This window comes from Streptomyces fradiae ATCC 10745 = DSM 40063, assembly GCF_008704425.1.
In the GTDB taxonomy this organism is placed as follows: domain Bacteria; phylum Actinomycetota; class Actinomycetes; order Streptomycetales; family Streptomycetaceae; genus Streptomyces; species Streptomyces fradiae.
The window spans coordinates 5,062,452-5,078,272 of record NZ_CP023696.1; the positions used below are offsets into that span (position 1 = coordinate 5,062,452).

Annotated in this window: 14 protein-coding genes; 10 read left to right on the top strand and 4 right to left on the bottom strand. The window is 75.1% G+C overall.

All coding sequences use genetic code 11. The features are described from left to right. Positions 1-213 precede the first annotated feature (213 nt). The 7 genes from CP974_RS22685 to CP974_RS22715 all read left to right on the top strand — a co-directional run bounded on the left by CP974_RS22685 (position 214) and on the right by CP974_RS22715 (position 9,831). Complete coding sequence (locus tag CP974_RS22685; protein ID WP_223844506.1) at positions 214-1,476, top strand: NsdA family TPR-like regulatory protein; 1,263 nt, start codon at positions 214-216, stop codon at positions 1,474-1,476. Between the two features lie 400 nt (positions 1,477-1,876). Further along, positions 1,877-3,136, top strand: coding sequence for a 1-deoxy-D-xylulose-5-phosphate reductoisomerase (dxr, locus tag CP974_RS22690; RefSeq protein ID WP_031132051.1), 1,260 nt, complete (start codon positions 1,877-1,879; stop codon positions 3,134-3,136). Continuing rightward, the gene (locus CP974_RS22695) at positions 3,133-4,434 is read left to right on the top strand and encodes a M50 family metallopeptidase (protein ID WP_031132049.1); all 1,302 of its coding nucleotides are present in this window, start codon (positions 3,133-3,135) and stop codon (positions 4,432-4,434) included. Before dxr ends, CP974_RS22695 begins: the two co-directional genes overlap by 4 nt. 328 nt (positions 4,435-4,762) lie before the next feature. Continuing rightward, positions 4,763-5,917 (top strand): flavodoxin-dependent (E)-4-hydroxy-3-methylbut-2-enyl-diphosphate synthase, encoded by a 1,155-nt coding sequence (ispG, locus tag CP974_RS22700; protein ID WP_031132047.1) that lies wholly within the window; start codon positions 4,763-4,765, stop codon positions 5,915-5,917. Between the two features lie 692 nt (positions 5,918-6,609). Beyond that, positions 6,610-7,455 (top strand): GNAT family N-acetyltransferase, encoded by an 846-nt coding sequence (locus CP974_RS22705; RefSeq protein ID WP_031134602.1) that lies wholly within the window; start codon positions 6,610-6,612, stop codon positions 7,453-7,455. A gap of 28 nt (positions 7,456-7,483) precedes the next feature. Beyond that, complete coding sequence (locus tag CP974_RS22710) at positions 7,484-8,062, top strand: GNAT family N-acetyltransferase (RefSeq protein ID WP_051839813.1); 579 nt, start codon at positions 7,484-7,486, stop codon at positions 8,060-8,062. Between the two features lie 68 nt (positions 8,063-8,130). After that, entirely contained in the window at positions 8,131-9,831 is a 1,701-nt protein-coding gene (locus CP974_RS22715; RefSeq protein WP_031134606.1) for a proline--tRNA ligase, read from the top strand. A 104-nt stretch (positions 9,832-9,935) separates the two neighbouring features. On the opposite strand, the gene CP974_RS22720 is transcribed toward CP974_RS22715, so the two are convergent. The 4 genes from CP974_RS22720 to CP974_RS22735 all read right to left on the bottom strand — a co-directional run bounded on the left by CP974_RS22720 (position 9,936) and on the right by CP974_RS22735 (position 13,569). After that, positions 9,936-11,006, bottom strand: coding sequence for a slipin family protein (locus tag CP974_RS22720; RefSeq protein ID WP_031134607.1), 1,071 nt, complete (start codon positions 11,004-11,006; stop codon positions 9,936-9,938). Positions 11,007-11,479: 473 nt separating this feature from the next. Then, positions 11,480-12,403, bottom strand: a complete 924-nt coding sequence (locus CP974_RS22725; protein ID WP_031134609.1) for an aminoglycoside phosphotransferase family protein — start codon at positions 12,401-12,403, stop codon at positions 11,480-11,482. Positions 12,404-12,460: 57 nt separating this feature from the next. Beyond that, on the bottom strand, positions 12,461-12,877 hold the full coding sequence (locus CP974_RS22730; protein WP_031134611.1) for a DUF4439 domain-containing protein: 417 nt from the start codon (positions 12,875-12,877) through the stop codon (positions 12,461-12,463). After that, a complete protein-coding gene (locus tag CP974_RS22735) occupies positions 12,874-13,569 on the bottom strand; it encodes a hypothetical protein (RefSeq protein WP_031134613.1) in 696 nt (231 codons plus the stop codon). Before CP974_RS22735 ends, CP974_RS22730 begins: the two co-directional genes overlap by 4 nt. 229 nt (positions 13,570-13,798) lie before the next feature. Here CP974_RS22735 and rimP point away from each other — a divergent pair, with 229 nt between their 5' ends. The 3 genes from rimP to CP974_RS22750 all read left to right on the top strand — a co-directional run bounded on the left by rimP (position 13,799) and on the right by CP974_RS22750 (position 15,766). Then, a complete protein-coding gene (gene rimP, locus CP974_RS22740; protein WP_031134614.1) occupies positions 13,799-14,299 on the top strand; it encodes a ribosome maturation factor RimP in 501 nt (166 codons plus the stop codon). A gap of 2 nt (positions 14,300-14,301) precedes the next feature. Beyond that, positions 14,302-15,303 (top strand): transcription termination factor NusA, encoded by a 1,002-nt coding sequence (gene nusA, locus CP974_RS22745; protein ID WP_031134616.1) that lies wholly within the window; start codon positions 14,302-14,304, stop codon positions 15,301-15,303. 184 nt (positions 15,304-15,487) lie between these two features. Beyond that, entirely contained in the window at positions 15,488-15,766 is a 279-nt protein-coding gene (locus CP974_RS22750) for a YlxR family protein (protein ID WP_078915786.1), read from the top strand. Positions 15,767-15,821: the final 55 nt, after the last annotated feature.

Genomic DNA, 15,821 nt, shown 5'->3' on the forward strand with positions numbered 1-15,821 from the left:
GCCATGCGGGGCGGCGCCCCGCGACCCTGTGGGATGAGGGCCGCCCCCGAGGCCGGGGGCATTCGGCTCGTCCCGGCCTCGGGGCGGCTCGCTCATTCAACGGACGACGCCGCGAGGTCCGGGGTGCCAGGAATGGGTGCGTTTCCCGGCGGGGGGCCACGTTGGGGGGCCAGAGTGGGTATCACCCTTGCGACGACACAGGAGGCGCGGCTCATGATGAGTCCGGAGGGCGTCGGCGCCCTCTTACGGGGAGTCCGTGAACAGGCGGGCCGCACCCGCGAGGAGCAGGCTCTGCTGGTCGAGGAAGCCCAGGGCGGCCGGTTCTTCGACCCGGAGAACCTCAAGCGATGGGAGACGGAACGGCGGCTGCCGACACCCGTGTTCCACGAACCGATCGCCCGCGCGTACGGGGTGACGGCCGCTGAGGTGCGCCGCGCCATCGCGGCATCACGGCAAGCCCGCCGCCGGCGGGGCACGGAGGAGATGAGCGACGTGGACCGACGACGCTTCATAGGGGCAGCCGCCGCGACCGTCGGCGTCGCCGGGCTGCCGGGCATCGCCCAGGCGAGGGACGCCATCGACAGTGCCCTCGTTGCGGAGTCCGACGGGGATCTGACGTATCTCGGAGCCGCGTTCGAACGGCACAGCGGCGGCTACGGCGGCCGCCTCCCGGAGGTTGTCCTGGCCGAGATGCGCGCCGACCTCGACCTGCTGCGGGATGTACTGGCCCGTCCCCATCCGGCGGGTGCGCGGGCCGACCTGGTGCGCACGGCGGCGGGGATGGCCGGTCTGGTCGCGATCATCCAACACGACCGCGGCGACCAGCCGGACGCGGCCCGCTGGTTCGCGACGGCGGAGCGGGCCGCGCGCGAGTCCGGCGACCGCCGCGTCACCGGCTGGGTGCTGGCCCGGCACGCCATGGTGCCGCTGAACTACGGCGCACCCCGGCAGGCCGCGGCGCTGGCGGCCAGGGCCCGGCGGGAGACCGGCGCCGCACCGTCGGCGGCAGCAGCGCTCTCCGCCGCCGTCACCGCGCGGGCGCTGGCGGCGCTGGGAGACCGGGCCGGGGCGCGACGCGCGGTGGACGACGTGCGGACGCTGGTGGAGCGGTTGGACGGCGCGGAGACGGCCGACACGTGGACCGGCTATCCGGCGCAGAAGCACCACGTGCACCTTTCGCAGGCGTACACCCTGCTGGGAGACTCCCGCGCGGCCTACGCGGCGCAGGACGAGGCGCTGGCGCTCACGCGGTCGGGGTCGACGATGACGAGGGCACTGCTCGCCCTCGACCGGGCGGCCTGCCTGCATGCGGACGGCGACCCGGCGGCGGCCGCCGAGATGGCGGCCGAGACGCTGGAGCGGTTGCCCGGCGCGTACCGGACGGGCCTGGTCGGGGCACGCGGGCGGGCGTTGCACGGGCGGTTGCCCGGCCGGGCTCGCGACCGACTCGGGCAGGCCCTCGAACGCCGAACGTGACGACGCCCGTCGCGGTGGGGGGCGTTCCACGGGCCCCGGACCTGTGGACCAGACGCCCCACCTCCGGGCCGGGTGTGCGGACCAACTGGCCGACGGCGTCAGCCGCCAGGCCCGGCCCCGCGTCGACGGCACCCCTTCGGCCGCCTCGGGGACGACACCGGCGACGCCGACCACAAGGCCGGCGAGGACGTCCTCGCCGGTCGCCACCCGGCCGGCGCCCTTGCCCCCGGCGGCGACGGTCCCCGGATGGCCGGCGCCACCCCGGCCCCTCCGCCCGCGAGAACCTCCACCACCCGCCTCCGCCGACCGGCCCGCCCGATCGGCCGGGCCCGCCCGCCTGCGAGCGGCCACCTCGGGGGAGCGGTCAACGGCGGGGCCGGATGCGGTGAGAATGGGGGGCATGAGCGACAGCCCAGCACCCCTCGCCGACCCGCACATCGCCTTCGATCCGGCCGAAGGCCGCCGGGACGTCGTCGTCCTCGGCTCCACCGGGTCCATCGGCACCCAGGCCATCGACCTGGTGCTGCGCAACCCCGACCGGTTCCGCGTCACCGCGCTGTCCGCCGCGGGCGGGCGCCCCGGGCTCCTCGCCGAGCAGGCGCGCCGGCTGCGCGTCGCCGCCGTCGCCGTGGCCCGCGAGGACGCGGTGCCGGCCCTGCGGGAGGCGCTGAAGGAGGCGTACGGCTCCGAGCCGCTGCCCGAGATCCTCGCGGGCCCGGACGCCGCCACGCACCTCGCGGCCTCCGACTGCCACACGGTGCTCAACGGCATCACCGGCTCCATCGGTCTCGCGCCGACGCTCGCCGCGCTGGAGGCGGGCCGCACGCTCGCCCTCGCCAACAAGGAGTCGCTCATCGTCGGCGGCCCGCTGGTCAAGGCCGTCGCCAAGCCCGGCCAGATCATCCCGGTCGACTCCGAGCACGCCGCGCTCTTCCAGGCCCTCGCGGCCGGCACCCGCGCCGACGTCCGCAAGCTCGTCGTCACCGCCTCCGGCGGCCCCTTCCGCGGCCGTACGCGCGCGGAGCTGGCGACCGTCACCCGCGAGGACGCCCTCGCCCACCCCACCTGGGCCATGGGCCCGGTCATCACCGTCAACAGCGCCACGCTCGTCAACAAGGGGCTGGAGGTGATCGAGGCCCACCTGCTGTACGACATCCCGTTCGACCGCATCGAGGTCGTCGTCCACCCCCAGTCGTACGTGCACTCCATGGTGGAGTTCACCGACGGCTCCACGCTCGCCCAGGCCACCCCGCCCGACATGCGCGGCCCCATCGCCATCGGCATCGGCTGGCCCGAGCGCGTCCCCGACGCCGCCCCCGCCTTCGACTGGTCCACGGCCTCCACCTGGGAGTTCTTCCCCCTCGACACCGAGGCGTTCCCCTCCGTCGGCCTCGCCCGGCACGTCGGTGAGCTGGGCGGCACCGCGCCCGCCGTCTTCAACGCCGCCAACGAGGAGTGCGTCGACGCCTTCCTCGCCGGCCGGCTGCCCTTCACCGGCATCATGGACACCGTCACCGAGGTCGTCGCCGAGCACGGCACGCCCGCCCCGGGAACCTCCCTGACGGTCGCGGACGTCCTCGAAGCGGAGACCTGGGCGCGCGCCCGGGCCCGCGAGCTGGCGGCCGAGGCCGCACGGACGACCGCGGAGGTCCGCGCATGACGGTACTGCTGACGATCCTCGGCATCGCGCTGTTCGCCGCGGGTCTGCTGGTCTCGATCGCCTGGCACGAGCTGGGCCACCTCTCCACGGCCAAGCTGTTCGGCATCCGGGTGCCCCAGTACATGGTCGGCTTCGGCCCGACGCTCTGGTCCCGCACCAAGGGCGAGACCGAGTACGGCGTCAAGGCCATCCCCATGGGCGGCTACATCCGCATGATCGGCATGTTCCCGCCCGGCGCGGACGGCCGCCTGGAGGCCCGCTCCACCTCCCCCTGGCGGAGCATGATCGAGGACGCCCGCTCGGCGGCGTACGAGGAGCTGCGGCCCGGCGACGAGAAGCGGCTGTTCTACACGCGCAAGCCGTGGAAGCGCGTCATCGTGATGTTCGCCGGGCCCTTCATGAACCTGGTCCTCGCCGTGGCGATCTTCCTCGGGGTCGCCATGTCGTTCGGCTTCGCCACGCAGACGACCGAGGTCGCCGGCGTCCAGAAGTGCGTCATCGCGCAGAGCGAGAACCGCGACCGGTGCGCCACCGGCGACAGGGTCGCCCCGGCCCACGCCGCCGGCCTGCGCGTCGGGGACCGCATCGTCGCCTTCAACGGCGAGCCCGTCGCCGACTGGCCCGAGCTGTCCGCCCGCATCCGCGACACGATCGGCCCCGCCACGGTCACCGTCGAGCGCGGCGGCGAACGGCTCGACCTCCACCCCGTCCTCGAACGGAACATGGTGGTGAAGAAGGACGCGGACGGCGAGGTCGTCCCCGACGAGTACGTCCCCGCCGGCTACCTCGGCTTCGCCGCCAAGACCGAGATCGTCCCGCTCACCTTCGGCCAGTCCGTGGACCGCATGGGCGACATGATCGCGGACGGCGCCCACGCGGTCGTCGCCCTGCCCGGCAAGATCCCCGACCTGTGGGACGCCACCTTCGGCGACGGCGAGCGCAAGGCCGACTCCCCGGTCGGCATCGTCGGCGCCGCCCGCATCAGCGGCGAGGTGATGAACCTCGACGTGCCGACGCAGAACATCGTCGCCACGTTCCTGCTGGTCCTCGCCACCTTCAACCTGTCGCTGTTCCTCTTCAACATGCTGCCGCTGCTGCCCCTCGACGGCGGCCACATCGCCGGCGCCCTGTGGGAGTCCGCGCGGCGGAACCTGGCGCGGCTGCTGCGCCGGCCCGACCCGGGCCCGTTCGACGTGGCGAAGCTGATGCCCGTCGCGTACGTCGTCGCGGGGCTCTTCGTCTGCTTCACGGTGCTGGTGCTCCTCGCCGACATCGTGAACCCGGTGAAGATCTCGTAGTCCCGCCGCGGGCTGCCGGCAGCCCGCGGCCGAGGGCGGCACGGGCGCGGGGACGCGTCCGCGCCGCCCTTCCGTACGGTCCCTCCCCGCGCCTTTCCGCACGTCCCGCGCGTCCGTACGCCGTGCGCGTGGTCCGCGCCGCTCTCCGGTACGCCGTGGTCGTCCGCCGCGCCGCCCTTCCGCACCTCCCGCGAGCCGCCCCGGGGTGCTCCGGGGGCGTGCCACGCGCTCGCCGCGGTGTGCCCGGGGCCGTGCCCCACCTGTAATCTCGGACCCTGGAGCCCGCCGATATCGGGACCTCGATCCACACCTTGGGGTTGCACAGCAGATGACCGCGATTTCTCTCGGCATGCCGTCCGTTCCGACCAAGCTGGCCGAGCGCCGGAAGAGTCGGCAGATCCAGGTCGGCTCCGTCGCCGTCGGCGGCGACGCACCCGTCTCGGTGCAGTCGATGACCACGACCCGCACCTCCGACATCGGCGCGACGCTCCAGCAGATCGCCGAGCTGACCGCGTCCGGCTGCCAGATCGTCCGGGTGGCCTGCCCCACGCAGGACGACGCCGACGCGCTCTCCGTGATCGCCAAGAAGTCGCAGATCCCGGTCATCGCGGACATCCACTTCCAGCCGAAGTACGTCTTCGCCGCCATCGACGCCGGCTGCGCGGCCGTGCGCGTCAACCCGGGCAACATCAAGCAGTTCGACGACAAGGTGAAGGAGATCGCGAAGGCCGCCCGCGAGACGGCCACGCCGATCCGCATCGGCGTCAACGCGGGCTCCCTCGACCGGCGGCTCCTCCAGAAGTACGGCAAGGCGACGCCCGAGGCGCTGGTCGAGTCGGCGCTGTGGGAGGCGTCCCTCTTCGAGGAGCACGACTTCCACGACATCAAGATCTCGGTCAAGCACAACGACCCGGTCGTCATGGTCAACGCCTACCGTCAGCTCGCCGCCCAGTGCGACTACCCGCTCCACCTCGGTGTGACGGAGGCGGGCCCGGCCTTCCAGGGCACCATCAAGTCGGCCGTGGCCTTCGGCGCGCTCCTCTCCGAGGGCATCGGTGACACCATCCGCGTCTCGCTCTCCGCGCCCCCCGCCGAGGAGGTCAAGGTCGGCATCCAGATCCTGGAGGCGCTGAACCTGCGCCAGCGGCGGCTGGAGATCGTCTCCTGCCCGTCCTGCGGGCGCGCCCAGGTCGACGTGTACAAGCTGGCCGACGAGGTCACGGCGGGCCTGGAGGGCATGGAGGTGCCGCTGCGGGTCGCCGTCATGGGCTGCGTCGTCAACGGCCCCGGCGAGGCCCGCGAGGCGGACCTGGGCGTGGCCTCCGGGAACGGCAAGGGGCAGATCTTCGTGAAGGGCGAGGTCATCAAGACGGTGCCCGAGTCGAAGATCGTCGAGACGCTGATCGAGGAGGCGATGAAGATCGCCGAGCAGATGGAGAAGGACGGCGTCCCCTCGGGCGAGCCCGAGGTCTCCATCAGCTGACCCCGGCCGCCCCGCGCCCCAGGCGGCCCCAGGCGGCTCCCGGCGGTGTCGGCCCCCGGCCGCCTGACCGCATCGCCGCCCCGCCGGTGGTCTCCTGACCGTCCCGCCGGCGCGCCGCGCCCCGTCGGCCACCGCCCCCGAGCAGCCCGCTGCCGGGGGCGGCGGCACGTCGCGTACCGGTGAACCGTCTCCGCCGTCCCCGGCCCGGGGCCCTGCCCCTCGACCCCCGCCCTCGGGCGCCGCCCGGAGGCCCCCCGCCCGCCGGCCGGCCTCCCACCGGACCCGGTGCCCACCCGCCCCCACCCGCCCGCATCTCGCCCGAATCCGCTACCGCCCCGGCAACACCCCGCCCCGGTATCCCGGCTCCGGCCCCCCGCCCCGGCGGGGACCGCCTCCCACGCCCCGGCCGAAGGCCCCTGCCCCTCGGCCCCCGCGCCCGCCGGCCCCCGCGCCCGGAGGGCCCCGCCCGCCGCCCGGCCTCCCATTGGACCGGGCGCCCCTGCCCGGCCGCACCCGCCCGCACCGCGCTCGGATCCGCCCCCGCCCCGGCCGCCCGCCCCGGCCGCACCCCGCCCCGGCCGCCCCCTCCCGCCCCCCGGCCGGACCCCGGCCGGACCCCGTCGCCGCCCCGGCGTGCGGCGGGCGGGGCCGGGTACAGTGCGGAGACCGACAGACCCACTGGTGAGGCCCCCGTGTTGACGCACACCACCACCCGGGTCCTCGAACCCGGGGACCTCGGCGCCGCGCTCGCAGTCCTCGACAGCGAGCCGGTGGCCAACGCGTTCGTCACCGCCCGCGTCCAGGCCGCCGGCCTCGACCCGTGGCGCCTGGGCGGCGAGATGTGGGGCTGGTACTCCGAGGGGCGGCTGCGCTCCCTGTGCTACTCGGGCGCCAACCTGGTCCCCGTCTGCGCCACCCCCGAAGCGGTCCGCGCCTTCGCCGACCGCGCCCGCCGCACCGGCCGCCGCTGCTCCTCGATCGTCGGCCCCGCCGAGGCCACCGCGGAGCTGTGGCGGCTCCTCGAACCGAGCTGGGGCCCCGCCCGCGACGTCCGGCGGCACCAGCCGCTGATGGTCGCCGAGCGGCCCTCCGCCGACGTGGCGCCCGACCCGCTGGTCCGCCGCGTCCGCAAGGACGAGATGGACGTGATCATGCCGGCGTGCGTGGCGATGTTCATCGAGGAGGTCGGCGTCTCCCCGATGGCCGGGGACGGCGGGCTGCTGTACCAGGCCCGCGTCGCCGAACTCGTCTCGTCCGGCCGGTCCTTCGCGCGCGTGGAGGATGGCAAGGTGGTCTTCAAGGCCGAGATCGGCGCGGCCACCTCCAAGGCGTGCCAGATCCAGGGCGTCTGGGTCGCCCCCGAGTACCGGGGCCGCGGCCTGTCCGAGACCGGCATGGCCGCGGTGCTCCGGTACGCGCTGGCCGACGTGGCCCCGGTCGCCAGCCTGTACGTCAACGACTACAACACCCCCGCCCGCGCCGCGTACCGCAGGGTCGGCTTCCGCGAGGTCGGCGCGTTCATGAGCGTGCTGTTCTGAGGGACCGGACGGGACGTAGGGTCGGGCCATGGACGACGCCGTGTCGCTTGAACCGCTCGACCTGGCCGCCCGGGTGGACGACGCGCTGGCCGTGCAGGCCGTCGCCTTCGGGCTGAGCGCGGGCGAGGTCGCGGTGCGCCGCCACATCGTGGTCCGCCACATGGCCTGCCGGGGCGCCCGCGCGTACGGGGCGACCGCACCCGACGGCCGCCTCGTCGGCTTCGTGTACGGGATGCCCAACGACCGCGCCCACTGGTGGTCCACCGTCGTCCAGCCGTACCTGGTCCGCGAGGGCAACGACGACTGGCTCGACGACTCCTTCGTGATCACGGAGCTGCACGTCCACCCCTCCCACCAGGGCCGCGGCATCGGCACGGAGCTGATCACCACCATCACCGGCACGGCGGAGGAGCGGCGCTCCATCCTGTCCGCCATCGACACCGAGAGCCCCGCCCGCCGGCTGTACCGCTCCCTCGGCTACGTCGACCTCGCCCGCCGGGTCCACTTCCCCAGCGCCGCCCGCCCCTACGCCGTCATGGGGGCCCCGCTGCCGCTGCGCCGCCGCCCCGCGGCCGGGCCGCCCGGCGACGCCCCGGCGGGCAACTGATTTCCGCGGGCCGGGGGCGCCCGGCTAACCTCCTGCCCATCACACTTTTCACCGCAGGAGAGATCCCCATGGCCCAGGTCCAGCGCATGTCCCGCATGATGATCAAGACACTGCGCGACGACCCGGCGGACGCCGAGACGCTCAGCCACAAACTGCTCGTCCGCGCCGGCTACGTCCGCCGCAACGCCGCCGGCATCTGGTCCTGGCTGCCGCTGGGCAAGAAGGTCCTGGAGAACGTCGCGCGCGTCGTGCGCGAGGAGATGGACGCCATCGGCGCGCAGGAGGTGCTGCTCCCGGCCCTGCTGCCCAAGGAGCCGTACGAGGCGACCGGCCGCTGGGAGGAGTACGGCGCCGAGCTGTTCCGCCTCAAGGACCGCAAGGGCGCCGACTACCTGCTCGGCCCCACCCACGAGGAGATCTTCACCCAGCTGGTCAAGGACCAGTGCACGTCCTACAAGGACCTGCCGGTGATCCTCTACCAGATCCAGATCAAGTACCGCGACGAGGCCCGCCCCCGCTCGGGCATCCTGCGCGGCCGCGAGTTCCACATGAAGGACTCGTACTCGTTCGACACCACCGACGAGGGCCTCGCCGAGTCGTACCGCCTGCACCGTGAGGCGTACGTGCGGATCTTCGACCGCCTGGGCCTGCGCCACAAGGTCGTCTCGGCGGTGTCGGGCGCCATGGGCGGCTCGGCCTCCGAGGAGTTCCTCGCCCCGGCTGCCGCCGGTGAGGACACCTTCGTGTACTGCCCGTCCTGCGACTACGCGGCCAACACCGAGGCCGTCACCTTCGCGGGCGGCGCGCCCGTCGACGGCTCCGGGCACGGCCCCGTCGAGGAGCTGGACACCCCGGACACGCCGACCATCGAGACGCTGGCCGAGCACCTCGGCGTCCCGGCGTCCGCCACGCTGAAGAACCTGCTGGTCAAGGTGGACGGCGAGATCGTCGCCGTGGGCGTCCCCGGTGACCGCGAGGTCGACCTCGGCAAGCTGGAGGACCACCTGGCGCCCGCCGTGGTCGAGATGGTCACCGCCGAGGACTTCACCGGCCGCCCCGACCTGGTGCGCGGCTACGTCGGCCCGCAGGGCCTGGACAAGGTCCGCTACATCGCCGACCCGCGCGTCGCCCCCGGCACGGCCTGGATCACCGGCGCCAACCAGCCGGACAAGCACGCCAGGAACGTCGTCTGCGGCCGCGACTTCCAGGTGGACGACTACCTCGACGTCGTCGTGGTCGAGGAGGGCGACCCCTGCCCGCGGTGTGGCACGGGCCTGAAGCTGGACCGCGCCATCGAGATCGGCCACATCTTCCAGCTCGGCCGCAAGTACACCGACGCCTTCCAGCTCGACGTGCTCGGCCAGCAGGGCAAGCCGGTCCGCGTGACCATGGGCTCGTACGGCATCGGCGTCTCCCGCGCGGTCGCCGCCCTCGCCGAGCAGACGGCCGACGACAAGGGCCTGTGCTGGCCGCGCGAGATCGCCCCGGCCGACGTCCACGTCGTCGCCGCCGGCAAGGCCCTCCAGACCGAGCTGGCCCTGGACGTCTCCGAGAAGCTGCGCGAGGCGGGGCTGCGGGTCCTGGTCGACGACCGGGCCGGGGTGTCGCCGGGCGTGAAGTTCACCGACGCCGAGCTGATCGGCGTGCCCCGGATCCTCGTCGCCGGGCGCCGGTCGGGCGAGGGCGTCGTGGAGCTGAAGGACCGCCGTACGGGCGAGCGCGAGGAGCTGACGGTCGAGGAGGCGGTGGCCCGCCTCACGGCCGAGTAGCCCACGCCGGCGGGCGCCCCCTGCCGGGGCTCCCGCGGGCCGCCCGCGCCGCGTAGCCACGCCGACGGGCGGCCCGCACCCGGCGGCCCATCACCCGGCGACCGTCAGAGGCACCCCGCCGTACCGGCGTCGTCCTCCCGCACCGGCGGGGCGGTCGGCGCCGATGCGCGTCCGGGCGCGGCGGCGGCCGTCCGCGTCCGGTCCGGGGCGCGGGCTCCGCCCTCGGGTTCGGCGGCCGGCTCGGGTCGTCCGCCGCCGCGCAGGCCCGCGGGGCGCGCCCCGGCGAGCGCGGCGGAGGGCCCGGCGCCGTCCGTGACGGCGTCCTCCCGGCCGCCCTGGCCCTCCCGGGCCTCCCCGGCCGCCCGGCCCCCGGACCGCCCGGCGGGGGACCGCTCGGCCGTCCGGTGCTCGGCGGCCTCCGCGGACCGCTCCAGGAACCGCAGCAGTTCCACCGGGATCGGCAGCACCAGCGTCGAGTTCTTCTCCGCGGCGACCGCCATCACCGTCTGGAGGAGGCGCAGCTGGAGCGCCGAGGGCGTCTCGGACATCTCCCGCGCCGCCTGCGACAGCTTCTTGGACGCCTGCAGCTCCGCGTCCGCGTTGATCAGCCGGGCCCGCCGCTCGCGGTCGGCCTCGGCCTGCCGGGCCATGGAGCGCTTCATGGTCTCGGGCAGCGACACGTCCTTGATCTCGACGCGGTCGATGGTGACGCCCCACTCGACGGCCGGGTTGTCGATCATCAGCTCCAGGCCCTGGTTCAGCTTCTCCCGGTTGGAGAGCAGGTCGTCCAGGTCGCTCTTGCCGATGATGGACCGCAGCGAGGTCTGGGCGATCTGGGAGACGGCGAACCGGTAGTCCTCGACCCGGATCACGGCGTCCACCGGGGCGACCACCTTGAAGTAGATCACCGCGTCGACCCGCACCGTGACGTTGTCGCGGGTGATGCCGTCCTGCGCGGGCACGGGCATCGTCACGATCTGCATGTTGACCTTGTGCATCCGGTCCACGAGCGGCACGACGAAGGTCAGCCCCGGCCCCCGCACCCGGCTCCGCAGCCGCCCGAACCGCAGGACGACGCCCTGTTCGTACTGGCGGACGACCCGCGCGGCGGCCCCGACGTACACGATGACGGCCACGCCCGCCAGTACGGCCGCGGTCAGCAGTTCCTCGCCCATGACGACCCCCTGCCGTCGAAGCACTACCGCGCATTCTGTGCGATACGCCCATAGTGCACCCACGGGGCCGCTCGGTGCCCCGGTCCACCACCGCCCACCCGCACCCCGGCGGACATGACGCCGGCGCCCGCCCGACCGCCGGCACCGGCCGTCAACCCGGCCGCCCGCCTCCCGCGGCCCACCGCCCCCGGCCGGCGACCCCCGCCGCCGACCCCGCTCCCGACCTCCGGGCCGCAACCCCGCCCCGGCCCTCGACTCGACCGCCACCCATCGGCTCCGCCCCAGGCCGGCCGCCACCCGCAGTCCACCGCAGACCGCCCCAGGGCCCACACCCGACCGTCCGCCGGTCCAGGGCCTTCCGCCTCACGGCATGTGCCCACCGCCGGTCCACGGCCTTCCGCCTCACGACCTCTGTCCCACCGCCCGGTCCAGGGCCTCCGCCCCGCGCTCCGCGGCCTGCGGCCACCGGCGGCTCAGAGCCAGCCCGCGAACTCCAGCAGCGGCTCCGCCTCGCGCTCCCGCCCGGCCGCCAGGGCCCGCGTGCCCGCCTCCACCGCACGGAACAGCGTCCAGCCGCGCACCCGCTCCGCGTCCAGGTCCAGCGACCCCGCCAGCCGGCTCACCCGCCGCCGCGCCGCCACCGGCCCGGACGCCTCCGCCACCAGGTCCTCGACCCGGTCCCGCACCAGCCGCGCCAGGTCGTAGGCCCGCTCGCCCACCACCGGCTCGGGCCCCACCGCCAGCCACGGCGCCCGGTCGCCGGCCAGCACCTTGCCCTGCCGGAAGCAGCCGTGCAGCAGCAGCGCCTCCGCCGCGTCGGCCAGCAGCGCCTCACGGGCCTCCAGCGCGGCGGCCACCAGGGCGCCCACCGCCTCGTCCGCCCGGAGCGGGGCCATCGCCTCCGCCATCCGCGCCGTCCGGTCGGCCACCGACTCGAAGCGGTGCCCCTCCGGCGGCTCCACCCAGAGCCGCCGCACCGTGCCGGCCGCCTCCAGCAGCGCCTTCGCCTCCGGCAGGGACCGCAGCGACACGTCGGGCCGCAGCCGCTCCAGCAGCAGGCCGGGACCGTCCGGGGCGTCGTCCAGCAGCCGCACCGCGCCCCAGCCGTTCCAGTGGGCCAGCGCCTCCCGCTCCAGAGCGGGCGCGGCGAACGGCGGCGCCAGCTTCAACGCGGCCGGCTCTCCGCCGGGAAGCCGCACCAGGGCCACCACACTGCTGCGCCCGCCCGGCTCCACCACCCGTTCGGCGGTCGCGCCCCGCTCTCCCAGCGCCCGGCGCGCGGTGTCCGGCAGCTCGCCGAGCCACGCGCCCGCGGCGTCCTCGCCGTACGTCTCGCCGAGCGCCCGCACCAGGCGGCGCGGCGGTTCGGACAGGGGGGCGTCAGCGGCGTGGGCCATGCGTGCGGGGCCACCTTTCGGTACTGCGCCCGGGACTGCGGCGCGGGTGAGCGGGGCTCACGGTCGCTCGGCGAGCCCAGGAAAGGCTACGCCGCCGCCCCGCCAGCGCACGGCCCGCACCGCCGCCTCCCGCAGCGCCGCCGCCGCGTCCCGCCGCGCGGCGCCCGAGGCGGCCCGCACGAGGTCGGCGTACGCGCCCGCGACCCGGTCCTCCAGTACGGCGGCCAGCCGCACCGCCGCGTCCGCGTCGGCCACCGGGAACGGCAGCGCGTAGGCGGGCGCCGACACGCCGGGCTCGCCGCCCAGGTCCCGCACCGCCCGCGCGGCGGCGTCCCGCAGCGCCCGGTGCGCCGCGAGGCCCGCCGCGGCCTCCTCCCGGCGCGCCGCGCCGACCCGGGCGCCGACCACGCCGTACCCGTACACCGCCGCGTGCTCCGCGGCCAGCACCGCCTGCACGGCCTCCAGCGCGCTCACCCCCGGCCCCCCTCGCCCAGCAGGTAGGCCTGCGCCGCCCCGGCCGCGGCGACCGACGCCAGCAGCCGGGCCGACTCCGGCGGCGCGCCGACCAGCGCGGCGGTGTGCGCGGCGGCCGTACGGGAGGCCAGCGCGGCGAGCTCCGCCAGCGCCGCCCCCGGCTCGGCCGGCACCCCGCGCGGGAACGCCCCGCCCGCCGAGGCGCCGGACGCCGCCACTCCCGCGGCCCCGGCCCCGGACGCCGTACCGGCCCCGGGCGGGCCCGCACCGGCGTCCGGACCCGCCGTACGGCCGTCCGGTGAGCCCGTACCGGGGGCGCGGGAGCCCGCGCCCGGGTCCGGGGACCCCGTACGGGCGCCGGTCGAGGCCGTCGCGGGGGCACGCTCTCCCGGCGGGGTCAGCGCCGCCACATGGCGCGCCGCCGCCTCGCGGAGCGGGGCCAGCCGCGTGCCCAGCGCCGCCGGGTGGGCGGCCAGCGCCTCGTCGTATCCGGCCAGCAGCACCCCGCTCACCGCCGCCGAACGGCGGAGCAGGGCCAGCTCGGCGCGGCGCGCCGCCTCGGCGGCGGAGGGCCGGGCGGCGCCGCCCCCGCCGGTACCGGGCCCCGTGCAGCCGGCCAGGACGCCCGGCACCCCGGCCGCCGTCGCCGCCGTGACGAGCGCACGTCTCCGCGTCAGCCCCGAGCGCCCCACGCGTCACCCCTTCAGGAAGACCGGACGGAAGATCGGCCGAAGACCGGACGATGCCGGCCGGATGCCGGCCGGGCGATGCCGATCCGATGATGCCGATCGGATGATGATCACCGCAGGCGAGCGTACCCGCGGGTGGCCACGGTGGACGGCAACACCCTCCGCGACCGGATACCCTTTGTCTGACACGCGACGAACCCACAACAGCACACGCGGCCGAGGAGTCACCCGGATGAGCACCACCCAGAGCGAGAGGCTGCGCGGGCTGCTTGAACCGCTGGTCACCGACAGGCAGCTGGATCTGGAAGAGATCGAGGTGTCCCGGGCGGGCCGCCGCACGGTGCTGAGGGTCGTCATCGACTCGGACGACGGCGTGGAACTCGACGCCGTCGCCGACGTGAGCCGCGCCATCTCCCAGAAGCTCGACGAGACGGACGCGATGGGCGAGGGGGAGTACCTCCTCGAAGTGAGCTCCCCCGGCGCCGACCGCCCCCTCACCGAACACCGCCACTTCGTGCGCGCCACCGGGCGCCTGGTGAGGTTCCGGCTGCACGAGGGCGGCGAGCTCGTCGCCCGCGTCCTCGGCGTGGACGGCGAAGGGCTCGACGTCGAGGTCCCCGGGGTGAAGGGCCGCAAGGCCACCACCCGCCGCGTGGAGTTCCCCGAGATCGCCAAGGCGCGCGTGGAGATCGAGTTCAACCGCAAGGACAAGAAGGAAGAGGAGGAGGCGTAGCCGTGGACATCGATGTGAAGCTTCTCAAGGGCTTGGCACAGGAGAAGGAGATCCCCTTCGAGCTGCTGGTCGAGGCGATCGAGTCGGCCCTCCTCATCGCCTACCACCGCACCGAGGGAGCCCGCCGCCACGCCCGCGCCGTGCTGGACCGGCAGACCGGTCACGTGACGGTGTGGGCGAAGGAGGACCCGGCCGACCTGGAGGAGGGGCAGGAGCCCAAGGAGTTCGACGACACCCCGTCGGACTTCGGCCGCATCGCGGCGACCACCGCCCGCCAGGTCATCCAGCAGCGGCTGCGCGACGCCGAGAACGACATGACCTTCGGCGAGTACGCGCGCCGCGAGGGCGACATCGTCGCCGGCGTCGTCCAGCAGGGCAAGGACCCCAAGAACGTCCTGGTGAAGCTGGACGACAAGCTGGAGGCCATCCTCCCGGTCCAGGAGCAGGTGCCGGGCGAGGAGTACCCGCACGGCCTGCGCCTGCGCACCTACGTCGTCCGCGTCGCCAAGGGCGTGCGCGGCCCCTCCGTCACCCTCTCCCGCACCCACCCGAACCTCGTGCGCAAGCTGTTCGCGCTGGAGGTCCCGGAGATCGCCGACGGCTCCGTCGAGATCGCCGCGATCGCCCGCGAGGCCGGCCACCGCACGAAGATCGCCGTACGGTCGACGCGCTCCGGGCTCAACGCCAAGGGCGCCTGCATCGGCCCCATGGGCGGCCGTGTGCGCAATGTCATGGCCGAGCTGCACGGCGAGAAGATCGACATCGTGGACTGGTCGGACGACCCGGCCGACATGGTGGCGAACGCGCTGTCCCCGGCGCGGGTGTCCAAGGTCGAGATCGTCGACCTGGCCGCCCGGTCCGCCCGCGTCACCGTGCCGGACTACCAGCTCTCCCTGGCGATCGGCAAGGAGGGCCAGAACGCCCGCCTCGCCGCCCGCCTCACCGGCTGGCGCATCGACATCCGGCCCGATACCGAGCAGACGGCGCCCCCCGCCGGGGAATAGAGTCGGGGGTGGTCACGTTGTGCCACAGCGAGACCACCCCGCATCACGGCGGTACCACGTCCGCTCCCTCCCGCCTCACGGCGCGGGTGGTGCGGTCCCGTACGACCCCCGTACGGATCACGACAACAACCGTTCGATTCTTGCCCCAAAGGGGTGAGGTCGGTGCGGGGAGGTAGACTTAAGCGTGTCTGGCCGGACGCATGCCCTCACATGCCCTGAGCGAACCTGCGTGGGATGTCGGGAGCGGGCGGCCAAGACCGATCTGCTGCGGATCGTGGCGATCGAGGGCGAGTGCGCCCCCGATCCGCGCGGTACGCTGCCAGGTCGGGGTGCCTATGTGCATCCCGACCCGTCCTGTCTCGATCTGGCGGTCCGCCGCCGGGCGTTCCCCCGGTCCCTCCGGGTCCAGGGTCCGCTCGACACCGCGGACGTACGACGCCACATCGAGCAGGCGGCACCGTAAGGAAAGAAGCACGGCACGGGGAGAGCCCGTGCGGTCAGGTACCTCGCGAGTTGGA